Raw genomic sequence first — 12,935 nt, 5'->3', positions numbered from 1 at the left:
GCTTTTTTCACAAAAGTTTAGAGGGGGAGAGCGATCGCTCTCCCTTGCAACTTACGCACCTATCTGCCGTAGTGCTTCTATGGCGCTGTTGTACATTTCTGTGCTTCCCTGCTGGCGAAATAATTCGGCGGCCGTTGTTAGATCGCCGATCGCATTTTGTCTCTGGTTAAATGCGAGATGGACGTATCCGCGGAAATGGTAAGCGTAGGCAGCGCGGGGGTTTAGTCGGATCGCGGTGTTCAGGTCTTGAAACGCCGGCCGCCATTGTTCGCGAATCGTGTAAATCATGCCCCGACCGAGGTAAGCTTCGGTATAGTCTGGATCGAGTTCGATCGCTCTGGTGAATTGAGCGACGGCGAGATCATATTTTTCCTGTTGGATGTAGTTAATTCCCTGGTTAAAGTGGGCGATCGCTTCTTTGTAGTTCGCTTGAGCGATCCGGGTTTCGGCTGGTTGTCGGCTTTCTAGGGCCATAACGGGGCGAACAGTGGCGAGGGTGGAGAGGCCGATTAGGCTGACGGTGGTGAGAAGGGCGAAGGATTTCATGGGTAGTTCCTCGGTGAGGGTGATTTGAGCTTCTACCTAATTCATCGGTTGCTTTTTTGGAAATATGCAGGATAGCGCGATCAATTCAAGGGGTGACAGAGGAACTACAACCCACATTCCGCACTTCAAAGTGTAGTACAAAAAAAATACAGCTAAGACAAAGAGGTAAAGTCTGAAAAAATGAAGGAAAAAGTAGCAAAAAAAAACAAGCTCTCAACAAAAAGTCTTTTTTTTGAAGTTTTGCCTCCAGGCAGACACAAACAAGACAAGAGAAAATAGGTTCTTCGTTACTTGGTATGGTTCCATAGGGTGGCATAAATCGACTAAATTCTTATCTGGCAAGAGATTTAATTGATTAGTTCGCTCTAGATCGAAAACAATTGACAAACCTAGCTAATGATAGCTTGCTGATTAGGGATAATAGGTACATCCAGAGGTGCAGGTTTCGCGGATTTCGACGGCATAAAGGTTGGGTAAACCAGCTTTTGCCAATTTTTCATAGATCCAGCGCGATAATTCTTCACTGGTGGGATTTTCTAAACCAGTGGTTTCATTGAGATAATGATGGTCGAGAAAATTATCGAGTAGCGGCTGTAAATATTGTTTAATTTCGACAAAATCCATCACCATTCCCTGTTGTGAGCCTTGGGACTGTAAATGATTACTTTTCACATAGATGCGTCCTAGCCAACTATGACCGTGGAGACGGCGACATTTACCTTCATAATGGGGTAAATGATGGGCTGCTTCAAAGCGAAATTCTTTGTAAATAATCCATTCTGCCATGGTTAATTGGTCGATACTATCGGTTACATCTGGTTTATTTATTTGGCCACCGATAATCATCCATTCTAGTCAAAAGCTTAGTATTCTTAGTCCATAGTAAGCTGTTAGCGTATCTAAGTTACTCGTCAAGACTGTCTATGAGAAGGGAGCGGAGAGAGGGAGCCAAAACGTTTGTAGTAAAAAGCTTGGTACATAGGGCTGGCTGAATAAATCTCAAATATAGACGAGGTAAGGGTTTTAGGGTCTTGTTTCGCGAAACAGGTGGAAGATTTTGAGTCCTGTAGGGGCAGCGATAACCGATAATCAGCGCGGAGACTGAAGAAGGCTCCGATTGCCGCTTAATATTCATTGACGAACAGTCTCTAAAGGTGTTAGCGGTAACAGCAGCTACCCAATTTTTTTTGGTATTTGCTATGCTGATTGTTAACAATTTGTAATCTTTGGGAAATTTCCTTAATACTGCATGGTCGTTTCTGCTACAATTCCACCCCTAGCTCAAGATACCCTCGCCCTGAAAGCGGTGTGGGCAAATATTGGCTATGATAGTTGTCCCCACCATTACAATTTCCATCTTCACACCCATTGCTCCGATGGTCAAATGAGTCCCCACGACTTGATGAGACAAGCGTTAGACATCGGACTAAAAGGATTAGCAATTACCGATCATCACTCGATCGAAGGTTATCGACAAGCCCAAATTTGGCTGGAAAATCAGCATTTAAAGAGTTCTCTACCCCATCTCTGGACAGGGGTAGAAATTACGGCGAATTTGTTAGAGACAGAAGTGCATATTCTTGGCTATGGTTTCGATCCCGCTCATGCCGTTTTGACTCCCTATCTGCAAAGAGCCAAACCGGAAGGAGATCTGGCTTTAGCCTCTAGAGTCATTACAAGTTTACAGCAAGCGGGGGCCTTAGTGGTTCTCGCCCATCCCTTTCGTTACCATCGTCCCGCAGCCGATTTAGTGGCGGCGGCGGTAGAATTGGGTATTGATGGTATTGAGGCTTTTTATGCCTACGGCAATCCCAAACCCTGGCTGCCGAGTCAACGGGAAACCGAACAAGCTCTCGCTCTTAGTCGTCAATATCAATTATTCGCCACCTGTAGCACCGATTCCCACGGTAAATCTTTATTACAGCGCATTTAGCCTGATCGCGGGATTAACTGTAAAATACTTAAATTGACTAAACTCGATCCTTTCTCGATCGAGTATTGGTTTTTTATGGCCGTTGATCAGTGATCAGTAATCAGTAACCAGTGAAAGAGCCTAAATTTGTTGAAAATTGAAAACCTAAACCTGATAACTTAAAACTTAAACCTGATCACTGATAACTGATAACTGAATAACCCCCTGAATGAAAGATTTATTCCTTTACACTTGCTGGTTAATTCCCATTTATGGCTTAATTGGTTCGATTTTAACCCTACCTTGGTCTTTAGGCATTATTAGTCGCACCGGTCCGCGGCCGGCAGCTTATATTAACCTATTGATGACCGTCTTAGGGTTAATACACGGAACGATCGCTTTTAATCAAATTTGGCATCGAGAGACGATTAAACTGGCTTTTGAATGGGTAAAAGTGGCCGATCTTAGTTTATCCCTTTCGATCGAACTTTCTCCCGTCAGTTTGGGGACGCTGGAACTAATTACCCTCATCAGTCTCTTGGCCCAAATCTATGCCCTTGGCTACATGGAAAAGGATTGGTCCTTGGCGAGATTTTATGGCTTAATGGGCTTTTTTGAGGCAGCTTTGGGGGGAATTGCCCTGAGTGACTCCCTACTATTCAGTTACGCTTTCCTAGAGATGTTAACAGTCTCTACCTATCTCCTCGTCGGTTTTTGGTATGCCCAACCTTTGGTAGTAACCGCGGCCCGAGATGCCTTTTTAACCAAGCGCGTCGGCGATATTATTTTATTGATGGGTTTGGTGGCTCTGTCCAGTTACGGAGAAGGATTGAGTTTTTCTCAGTTAGAAAATTGGGCAGTAAATAACCCTGTACCGCCTCTGACGGCGACTTTGTTAGGATTAGCCCTTATTGCTGGTCCAACGGGTAAATGCGCCCAATTTCCCCTGAATTTGTGGTTAGATGAGGCGATGGAGGGACCAAATCCAGCCGGAATCATGCGGAATTCGATCGTGGTTTCGGCGGGGGCCTATGTTTTAATTAAGCTGCAGCCGGTGTTTACCCTATCTCCGATCGCTGCCAATGTTTTAATAGTTTTGGGGACAATGACGGCAATTGGGACTTCTCTGATGGCCTTGTCCCAAATTGATATTAAACGGGTTTTATGCCACTCCACCAGCGCCTATCTCGGTTTGGTCTTTATTGCGGTGGGATTAGGTCATGTGGATATCGCCTTACTAATTTTATTCTCCCATGCGGTGGCAAAAGCCTTATTGTTTATGAGCGCAGGAGCCTTAATTCTCACCACCAGTAACCAAAATATCACGGAAATGGGGGGAATTTGGGCAAGAATGCCCGCCACGACCACGGCTTTTTTAGGAGGTTCCGCGGGGATGACGGTTTTAATGCCCCTAGGGATGTTTTGGACGTTAAAACGGTGGTTAAGTGGCGAATGGGGGATTCCTTGGTGGTTATTAGCGGTTTTAATCTTTGTTAATTGTCTTAGCATTATCAATCTTACTCGGGTCTTTCGTTTAGTCTTTTTGGGACAAACCCAAAGTAAGACCCATCGCACCCCGGAAGTGGCTTGGCCGATGGCTTTGCCCATGGTATCGTTGATTTTAATCGTTTTATTGGCCCCGATTATTCCCCTACGTTGGGATTTTTGGCTATCTTTCACCAATCCTCTCGTTAATAACCAGAGTTTCACCATTGTCTGGGGTTTTCCCTTACTGATGGCCTCTGGAGTAATTGGCCTAGTTATCGGGTTAATGGTAGAGTTAAGACGAGCTTGGGCGAGACCAACCGGGTTAATCCTGCGATTCCTGCAAGATTTGTTCGCTTATGACTTCTATCTTGATCGCATCTATCAGTTTACCGTGGTTTTAGCGGTGGGCAGCCTGTCAAAAATTACCGCTTGGCTTGATCGTTATATTATTGATGGTCTGGTTAATTTAGTCAGTTTAGCGACGATTTTTAGCGGCAGTGCCTTAAAGTATAATGTTTCCGGTCAATCACAGTTTTATGTCTTGACTATTCTATTCGGAATAGGGGGATTAATCTGGCTCTTATTAAACGGTCAATGGTCACTGATAACTAATTATTGGTCATCCCTGTTGACTCATTGAATGTCTGTGTATCGGTCCCTAGTCTCCGGGCAGCTGACTGGGGAAGGAAAGCGGCGGGTTGAATATGCTCGACAAGAAAAAATCTCCACACTTCGACAAGGCTCAGTGACCACTTGGTCTATTTGTGTTATAATGGGTTGGTTAAAAATGCTGGTGTAGCTCAGTGGTAGAGCAGCTGATTTGTAATCAGCCGGTCGCGGGTTCAAATCCCATCACCAGCTTGTGGGAAAACCAACTGTTTTCAGTCCCTACAAGGCTTTGGTGGCTCTGGTTGCGGCAAAGTCTATATAGGGGTTGCTGAATAAATCTAAAAACCTTGCTGGATAAGACTTTTAGACTTTTTTTAAATCCAAAAGTACCAGATATGGGAGTGATCAGGGGAAAATTCAGGGACTTTTTCCCTGAAAATTAGGTAATTGACCTCCTCAAAACCGGTAAAACCCCACACCCTACACCCTGCCCCTAGGAAAAACTTTTTCAGCAGACCCTATATACAATCTCTCAAAAAGCTGGTGTTGGTTTATCTTCAGATATTGATGCTACTGAGAAACTTACCTATGACTAAAAGAGCTTTACTACTAATTAATCGTCACTCGCGCAAGGGTAAAGAAAACTTTGCTCAAACTGTCGAGCTGCTTAATCATTGGGATTTTGAAATTATCAGCGTCCCTTTGAAAAAGGTAGAAGATATACCTTTTTTGATGGAAAAATATCGCTCTAATATTGATTTAGTTATCGTCGGTGGTGGCGATGGGACTCTTAATGCTATGGTGGATGTGTTGGTAGAAACTCAACTGCCCCTGGGCATTATACCTCTGGGAACGGCTAATGATTTAGCCCGGACTTTAGGGATACCGAATTCTATTGCCGAAGCCTGTCGAATTATTGCCGAAGGTAATTTAAAATATATCGATCTAGGTTGGGTAAATAATAAATACTTTTTCAACGTGGCTAGTTTAGGATTAAGTGTGAAAATTACCCAAAAACTGAACAAGGGTTTAAAGCGACGTTTGGGGATTTTGGCCTACGCTTGGACAGCCCTACAGTTATTAAGTAAAACCCGTCCTTTTACCGCTATGATCGGTATTGATGGCCAAAATATCAAAGTTAAAACCCTACAAATAGCGATCGGAAATGGTCGTTATTATGGGGGAGGAATGCCGATCGCTCACGATGCCCAAATCGACGATCAAAGATTAGATTTATATAGCCTAGAAATTGAACACTGGTGGCAAATTTTCCCGCTTTTATGGACATTACCACGAGGACAACAGGGTTTATTATCTTGGGTGAGAACTCTTAAGGGGAAAGAAATTCAAATTCAGACTCGTAAACCCCATAGTATTAACACCGATGGCGAAATTACTAGCACTACTCCCGCCATGTTTCGAGTTATTCCAGCGGCCATAGGGGTCTATATTCCCCGTCAGGAAACACAATCTTAAAACTAACGAAAAGGAGGAGAATACAATAAACCCCCCTTTGTCCAAAGATTATTTAAACCTCGATCGAGTTGCAGGGGTTTACCAATTTCACGATCATAAATTTCACCGTAATTACCCACCTGTTTTAAGACTCTTTGGGCAAAATCATTGGGTAAACCCATATCTTCGCCTAACTTCTCATCGATACCCAAAAAGCGCCGAATACTGGGGTCTTTGCTATCGGCAAAAGTGGCAATATTTTGGGAGTTAATCCCGAATTCTTCCCCTTGAATTAAACTAAAAACGATCGAGCGGACGGCATTCGACCAAGCGGGATCACCATCGGCCACGGCCGGGGCCAAGGGTTCCTTAGATATTACCACTTCTAATAATTGATGATCCTGTGGTCGGGGAAAAACCGAGCGCCGGGCCACCAATTGGGAGCGATCGGAAGTGACAGCCTGACAACGCCCCGCCTGATAAGCTGTATATAAAGCCTCCACATCATCGGAAACGATCGGTTTATAACCTTGCACTGCCGCTTTTGCCATGGCATCGGCCAGATTTTGTTCTGTGGTGGTTCCCGATAGCACACAAATGGACTTTCCGCTCAAATCTTCTAATTTCTTAACATTACTGGCTTTCGTGGCCATAATTCCTTGACCATCATAGAAAACCGGGGTGATAAACTCCATCCCCAGGGCGGTATCCCGGTTAATCGTCCAGGTGGTGTTGCGACTGAGGATATCCACTTCTCCCGTCTGTACGGCAGTAAATCTCTCTTGGGGGCTAAGTTTACGATATTCGACTTTGGAGGGATCATCAAAGAGAGCAGCCGCAATAGCTCGGCAAATTTGCACATCTAAGCCCGAATATTCGCCTTTTTCATTAACAAAGCTAAACCCCGGCACTTCTCCGTTAATGCCACAAATTAACTTACCGCGATTTTTCACCGTTTGCAAGCGGCCCGCATCGGGACTATTGGCAGTGGTAGAACCAGAATTGGGTTGATTTTCTGTCCCACAGGCAGTAATTAGCAGTAACAGCAGGGACAATGCACAAAAACGCCACTTTAGCATAGATATTTCTTTAGTCACTTAATTTTAGCTGAAAGACCAGAGCAAGCTTAACAGGATAGCCACGATCGCACCGATAACCGTATTGATCACATTGACCAATTCATTAGTTAACCACAGAAAGCGAGTCTGTAGAGTAGCACCGATGAGACTTTCGATATTGGTAGCGATAAATGCCGCAATTACACACCATAACACACCAAGAAGATCGATCGCACCGATACCCCATGCTAACAGGGAAATCGCCGTGGCTGCGAGCAAACCGGCGATCGTTCCCTCTAAGCTAACAGCCCCTTCCGTTCCCCGGGGGACGGATTTAAAATTAGTGATTAGATAAGTAGTTTTACCGTAAGCTTTGCCCACCTCACTGGCAGTAGTATCGGCTAATTTAGTGCTAAAACTAGCCACATAAGCGAGTATTAAGAGGTAATCCCAGGGAGAAGCGGCAAAAAGACTGAGGATAGCGCAAATTGCCCCCGCTAAAGCGGAACCCCAGACATTTTCCGGACCGCGTACCCCCGCTCTTTTTTCGGCAATTCCCTCCGCTTCCTTGCGCGCTAAACCGATGCGGGTGACAGTAGAACCGACGAGAAAATAGAATAAAACAATTAGATAACCGCGCCATCCCAAGCTTCCCCAGACAATTACCCCTAAAACCCAAGCATGGAGATAACCCATCGGAGTTAAGAGCTTTTTTGGCGCAATTGCAGCGATTCCGAGGAGGACGGTATTGAGAAGAACAGCGACGAGCCAAGGATTAGTTAACATAGTATCTGGGCAAGTTTACATACCCTATTGTATCGATCGAGTTCATGAAAACTAATCAACCCTATCAACCTCTTTTACTGCGAATTCTGCACGGATTAACGGGAATTGCCCTCATTGCCGCCATGGTTACGGCCTATTGGACCTATGATACTTTTGACGGTCGTTGGTTAAAACTGCCTTTACCAGAATATCGAGAAATTGAAAGTATTCACGGCACTTTTGGCCTCTATACTCTGATTATCTTTCCCGTTTTTGCTATCTATGCTTTTCGTCGCGGCAACAAAAGATTAATTCAAAGTGATTCTCTTAACAAATTAACCCAATTTGGTAAGCCGATTTGGTGGTACAGTCTCCATCGTTTAGTCAATACTTTGATTCTTTTTGCGCTAACTTTTGCTTTGTATAGTGGCCGGATGATGGATTCCGAATGGCTACCGGAAGGGGAATTAAATCACTTTTGGTATTATGCCCATTTGCTCAGTTGGTTAATTATGGCAGTATGTCTGATCCTGCACCTACTCATGACTGCTAAAGTGGGAGGGGTTCCCCTGTTATTATCTATCCTTAAATGGCGTTTTCGTGAACAAGATAGCCCGAAATTATGGTTATCTCAATTACGTCAATGGGGGTTAAGTTTGCGTCTAGCTAATAATTTGCAGTGGCTACAATCTCTTAACTTATATAAAGTCTTAGAAATTGTTGTTTTATTGGCTATTATAGCGGCTTGGATTGTTCCCAAGTTTGACTAGATCTAAGGGAGCAACTACCAGAGCGGATCGGAATATAAATGAACGGTTAAAGAATCTCGATCGCCGGGGATACCAGTAATACAACTACAAATTTGAGTACCATCATCTAATTCTACTTCACAGGCGTGACAGGAACCCATTAAACAGCCGGTAGGAATGTCAATTCCTGCTTTTTTGGCCACATCTAATAATAGTTCTCCAGTTTCCGCTTCTATGATGATATCATCGGGTAAAAAACGCACTGCAATAGTCATAATTTCTCCTTACAAATGAGCAAAAATAGGTTTAAGATTTAAATGTTCTTCCAGTAAATTAGCCATCTTATCGAGGGTTATTTCTCTTTGTTCACTATAGTTAGCAATTCCCGTCGGCAAAGATAATAAACCGCGACGCTGACGTAGATGATTTAGCCAAGTTCTTCGCCAAGAACCATTATCAAAGATACCATGTAAATAACAGCCCCAAATTGACAGAGAATCATTGACAATTCCTAGACTAGCATCTTCCTCGAACATTTTTTGATAACCTGATTCACTTTCCCATTCGCTTATTCCCTGGTGAATTTCGTATCCCATTACCGGTAAACCCGCTTGGGGATAATTAGATAAAACTTGTCGTTGACGGGTAATTTTTTCGGCAGTAATTACCGTTTTTAAGGGCAGTAAATTTAAGCCAGCTGCCTCACTATCGTGACCTTCTCGATGGTCAGGATCCAGGATTAATCGCCCTAACATTTGCAAACCACCACAGATGCCAAAGATAATACCTCCCCTTTGGTGATAGGCTTGTAATTGATTAGCCATACCACTTTGATTAAGAGCAATTAAATCAGCAACAGTGGTTTTAGAGCCGGGGATAATTACCCCATCGGGATCACCTAAAGATTCCTGTAATTCTAGATAACGGACATTAACCGTTGCTTCACCACAGAGAGGGTCAAAATCCGTAAAATTAGCGATATGAGGCAGACGAATGACACTGATATTTAGTTCAGCTTTGGGTTTTTGGGCGGGGCGATCGAGTAAACTGAGAGAATCCTCGGCACTTAAAAAGATATCACTATAGGGAAGAACTCCCAACACGGGAATTTTTGTATAATCTTCTAGCCAAGTAATACCTGAATCTAAGAGAGATTTTTGTCCGCGAAATTTATTGATCACAATACCTTTAATTAAAGCTCTTTCCTCCGGTTCTAATAATTCTAACGTACCGACGACGTGAGCAAAAGCCCCCCCGCGATCAATATCCACCACTAAAATAGTAGCGGCATCGAGATATTTAGCCACCCGCATATTAGTTAAATCGCGATGTTTGAGATTTATTTCCGCCGGACTTCCCGCACCTTCACAGACAACTAGATCAAATTCTGTTGATAATTTAGCTAAAGATTCTTTAATTGCTTGCCAACCTTGCTCAAAATAATTCTGATAATAATCCACTGCCGTGGTGATACCCACAGCCTTGCCTTTAATAATCACCTGAGAGGTCATATTTCCCTGGGGTTTTAATAAAATTGGGTTCATTTCTACCCGGGGAATTGTCCCCGCGGCCCATGCTTGCACCGCCTGGGCGTGACCCATTTCTCCCCCTCCGGCGGTAACATAGGCATTAAGGGCCATATTCTGACCTTTAAAGGGTGTTACCTGCCAACCTTTTCGGTTGAATAAACGACATAAAGCCGCAGTTAAAAAAGATTTACCCGCGTGGGATGTTGTCCCCACTACCATAATTGCTTTCATCTAGTTTTTTTAATTGAGCATTTTCAGTGAACAGTAATCGGTAAACAGTAATCAGTTGATACTAAATCCGTTGAGTATATGCTACTTATAAGGACAGGCACTCATGCAAGAGGCTAATAACTGAAAACTCACATCTGATAACTGATAACTGATAACTGATAACTGATAACTGACACCCGACAGCATTAAAAAGAAAACCAACGTTGCAGAGTATTGAAAAATCTTTGCCAGAAAGTGGGTTTAGGGAAAAAGTCCCCTTGGGGTTGCCATTTTTCTATTAATTTTCTCCCTAAAGGAGTGAGACGAAAACTATCGGTTATCCCCTGTCCATCTACTTCGCGTCGCAAAATTCCCACTTTAATCAACCAGAGAAGATAGCTTTCCACTGCTGCTTCCGTCAGCAGTCTGGAAGTATAACCTTTCTCTAAACCCCCAGCACCCGGAATGCTTAAAAGTGATACACCTTGCTCCAGCATAGCGGCGAATAGGGTGACACGGAAAGGAGAACAACAGAGGGCGCGTTCGGCCCTAGTGATGGTAGCATCAGGATAATTGATGGCGGTAACGGTGGGAGTCGATAGGCTCATAGATTCCAGTCGTTTAGCTATTGATAAACTCATTGTTACATTAATTCTGTCTCAACCCCTGTTAACCCCAATCATCGATAAAATAGGGATGAAGTGTTAAGTAGCTTGAGTGTTTATGCAGTCTCCCGAACCGTTCGATACTAAATATACCCCAGAAGAAGTGGAAGTGGAAATCGAAACCGACGATTTTCCCCCCCTTGATACCCCGGTTAGTTTCGCTGCCACCCTCGAAAAAGTGAAAACTTGGTACGGCAGCCTGTCCACACCGGCACAGGTAGTCGTGGCAGTGGCGGGGGTTTTTGTGGCTCTTTCGATTTTAACGGCGATTTTACGGCTAGTTAGCGCAGTTTTAAGCGCTTTAATCCTCGCCGCTATCGTTTATCTCATCTATCGTTACATCCTCAAACCGAAATTTTAGTCAGCTACGCACATTTTCTGTTCAATGTCAAGAGTTTAGTTGATAAAAAAAATTTATGGAAGAAGCGGACACTAGAGATATCTTGGGGGAAAATGTGGCTAAGTTGGGATTGGCCCAGATCCAGCGTCATCTATTTCTCTGCTGCGATCAGACTAAGCCAAAATGCTGTGACAAGGAAGAAGGGTTAGAAGTGTGGGATTATTTAAAGAAGCGGTTAAGTGAATTACAACTCGATCGCCCCAGCGCCGACCGTCCTGGCTGTATTTTTCGCACTAAAGCCAACTGTTTGCGGGTTTGCAGCCAAGGTCCGATTTTATTAGTGTACCCGGAAGGAGTCTGGTATGGAAGGGTAAACAAGGAAGCGATCGAAAGAATTATCCAAGAACACCTAATCGGTAATCAAATCGTCACCGAATATGCTTTCCTTTGCCACGATTTACCGGCAATTTCCCTGAACTGTCCAGAAGAAGAACCCGAAACAATAGAGGAAAACAGGGTTAAAACTAGCTGAAACACAATTAACTACACATATCTAACTACCTGTTGCCTCTTGCCTGTCGATCCTTTGTCCGTCTCCATTCCCCCAACCCTGTAGCCCAGAAAATAGCGATGAAAGAGACCAACAAAGACAATAAACAACTTTTATTAATCGACGATGACCCAAATTTAATACTTTTGGTGAAGGATTATCTAGAGTTTCGTGGTTATAGGGTGACAACCGCAGAAAACGGTCGGGAAGCCCTAGAAATCCTCGAACGCGGGGCAAATGCGGCCAAAGCAGCGGAAATGCCCGATATAATTATCTGTGATCTGATCATGCCGGAAATGGATGGTTATGCCTTCCTCGAAACAATTCGTCAGGACAGTCGTTTTAGTGGTCTTCCCGTGATTTTTCTCTCCCCTAAGGATCAAAGTCAGGACAAGGTAACAGGTGTAACCGCCGATGTCTATATGGTCAAACCCTTTGAACCGGAAGAATTAGTGGCCCTGGTGGAGTCTTCCCTCACACAAGCGGGCCGATTGCCGAAACGCAGCACCCGCATCCATTCCCCGGATGTCACCCCTGTTCAAGTCCCGGGTAATGTGGAATTAACCCCAACGGAGTTAAAAGTAGTACAATTGGTCGCACAAGGACTGGCTAATCGGGAAATCGCCGCAAAACTCAATGTTAGTCAACGGACAATCGAAAGTCATGTGTCGAATATGCTCCATAAAACCGGTCTTCATAATCGCACGGAATTGACCCAATGGGCGATCAAAAGTAATAAGCTGTTGACTATCTAGAACTTGCTGAAAAAGTTTTTTAGCATACCCTCAATAGTCAACAGCTTATCAGGGGTTAGGGACTTGCGTGGGAATAATATCCCAGCCAGAAAATCGCTCTGTAGAAGAATCAGACCAGCCGGATGGCACATTATCAAAGCGCAAGTCCCTTAGCTGCCGGGGCTCTCGAAGGCTCTCGCCCTACTTAGGGTGATCAGCAAACCTGATCGATCGGAGGGCGCAAGCTTTGCGCCCCTACAGTAACGGATTTTGTCCACAATGTAGGGGCGAACTGCGTTCGCCCAAAAGGTACATTATCAAAGCG

14 protein-coding genes and 1 tRNA gene are annotated in these 12,935 nt (G+C 44.2%); 8 read left to right on the top strand and 7 right to left on the bottom strand.

Translation table 11 applies throughout. The features are described from left to right. Positions 1-51: 51 nt before the first annotated feature. Positions 52-546, bottom strand: a complete 495-nt coding sequence (locus tag ACOCD9_RS02650; protein ID WP_419546305.1) for a tetratricopeptide repeat protein — start codon at positions 544-546, stop codon at positions 52-54. Between the two features lie 411 nt (positions 547-957). After that, positions 958-1,332: a 6-carboxytetrahydropterin synthase QueD gene (gene queD, locus ACOCD9_RS02645; RefSeq protein WP_287701694.1), complete on the bottom strand. Its 375-nt coding sequence runs from the start codon at positions 1,330-1,332 to the stop codon at positions 958-960. 463 nt (positions 1,333-1,795) lie between these two features. Between queD and ACOCD9_RS02640 the strand changes: the two genes are divergently transcribed. The 4 genes from ACOCD9_RS02640 (at position 1,796) to ACOCD9_RS02625 (ending at position 6,031) form a co-directional block, all read left to right on the top strand. After that, positions 1,796-2,479, top strand: coding sequence for a PHP domain-containing protein (locus tag ACOCD9_RS02640; RefSeq protein ID WP_419546304.1), 684 nt, complete (start codon positions 1,796-1,798; stop codon positions 2,477-2,479). Between the two features lie 208 nt (positions 2,480-2,687). Beyond that, positions 2,688-4,586 (top strand): NAD(P)H-quinone oxidoreductase subunit F, encoded by a 1,899-nt coding sequence (locus ACOCD9_RS02635; protein WP_419546303.1) that lies wholly within the window; start codon positions 2,688-2,690, stop codon positions 4,584-4,586. Positions 4,587-4,735: 149 nt separating this feature from the next. After that, positions 4,736-4,807 (top strand) — tRNA-Thr (locus tag ACOCD9_RS02630). A gap of 336 nt (positions 4,808-5,143) precedes the next feature. Beyond that, a complete protein-coding gene (locus ACOCD9_RS02625; protein ID WP_287701682.1) occupies positions 5,144-6,031 on the top strand; it encodes a lipid kinase in 888 nt (295 codons plus the stop codon). 2 nt (positions 6,032-6,033) lie between these two features. Here ACOCD9_RS02625 and ACOCD9_RS02620 read toward each other — a convergent pair whose 3' ends face one another. Beyond that, on the bottom strand, positions 6,034-7,089 hold the full coding sequence (locus ACOCD9_RS02620; RefSeq protein WP_287701684.1) for an amino acid ABC transporter substrate-binding protein: 1,056 nt from the start codon (positions 7,087-7,089) through the stop codon (positions 6,034-6,036). A 24-nt stretch (positions 7,090-7,113) separates the two neighbouring features. After that, positions 7,114-7,854, bottom strand: coding sequence for a TIGR00297 family protein (locus ACOCD9_RS02615; RefSeq protein WP_287701686.1), 741 nt, complete (start codon positions 7,852-7,854; stop codon positions 7,114-7,116). A gap of 44 nt (positions 7,855-7,898) precedes the next feature. On the opposite strand from ACOCD9_RS02615, the gene ACOCD9_RS02610 reads away from it, so the two are divergent. Continuing rightward, the gene (locus ACOCD9_RS02610) at positions 7,899-8,603 is read left to right on the top strand and encodes a cytochrome b/b6 domain-containing protein (RefSeq protein ID WP_419546302.1); all 705 of its coding nucleotides are present in this window, start codon (positions 7,899-7,901) and stop codon (positions 8,601-8,603) included. A 14-nt stretch (positions 8,604-8,617) separates the two neighbouring features. Here ACOCD9_RS02610 and ACOCD9_RS02605 read toward each other — a convergent pair whose 3' ends face one another. From ACOCD9_RS02605 to ACOCD9_RS02595, 3 genes are all read right to left on the bottom strand, one after another. Continuing rightward, positions 8,618-8,857 carry a 2Fe-2S iron-sulfur cluster-binding protein gene (locus ACOCD9_RS02605; RefSeq protein WP_002775208.1) on the bottom strand — a complete coding sequence of 80 codons (240 nt, stop codon included), beginning with the start codon at positions 8,855-8,857 and terminating at the stop codon, positions 8,618-8,620. A 9-nt stretch (positions 8,858-8,866) separates the two neighbouring features. Then, positions 8,867-10,342, bottom strand: coding sequence for a cobyric acid synthase CobQ (gene cobQ, locus ACOCD9_RS02600; protein WP_287701690.1), 1,476 nt, complete (start codon positions 10,340-10,342; stop codon positions 8,867-8,869). Between the two features lie 185 nt (positions 10,343-10,527). After that, a complete protein-coding gene (locus ACOCD9_RS02595) occupies positions 10,528-10,929 on the bottom strand; it encodes an Npun_F0494 family protein (protein WP_419546301.1) in 402 nt (133 codons plus the stop codon). 115 nt (positions 10,930-11,044) lie between these two features. Between ACOCD9_RS02595 and ACOCD9_RS02590 the strand changes: the two genes are divergently transcribed. The 3 genes from ACOCD9_RS02590 (at position 11,045) to ACOCD9_RS02580 (ending at position 12,631) form a co-directional block, all read left to right on the top strand. Then, the gene (locus tag ACOCD9_RS02590; protein ID WP_079205566.1) at positions 11,045-11,347 is read left to right on the top strand and encodes a hypothetical protein; all 303 of its coding nucleotides are present in this window, start codon (positions 11,045-11,047) and stop codon (positions 11,345-11,347) included. Between the two features lie 55 nt (positions 11,348-11,402). Beyond that, entirely contained in the window at positions 11,403-11,858 is a 456-nt protein-coding gene (locus tag ACOCD9_RS02585) for a (2Fe-2S) ferredoxin domain-containing protein (protein WP_419546300.1), read from the top strand. A gap of 98 nt (positions 11,859-11,956) precedes the next feature. Continuing rightward, on the top strand, positions 11,957-12,631 hold the full coding sequence (locus ACOCD9_RS02580) for a response regulator transcription factor (protein ID WP_419546299.1): 675 nt from the start codon (positions 11,957-11,959) through the stop codon (positions 12,629-12,631). The last annotated feature ends 304 nt before the right edge of the window (positions 12,632-12,935 follow it).

The sequence above is a fragment of the Microcystis sp. genome, from assembly GCF_048564745.1.
Classification (GTDB): domain Bacteria; phylum Cyanobacteriota; class Cyanobacteriia; order Cyanobacteriales; family Microcystaceae; genus Microcystis; species Microcystis ichthyoblabe_A.
The sequence above is the reverse complement of the archived record's forward strand: the minus strand, read 5'-3'. Positions and strand labels throughout refer to the sequence as shown.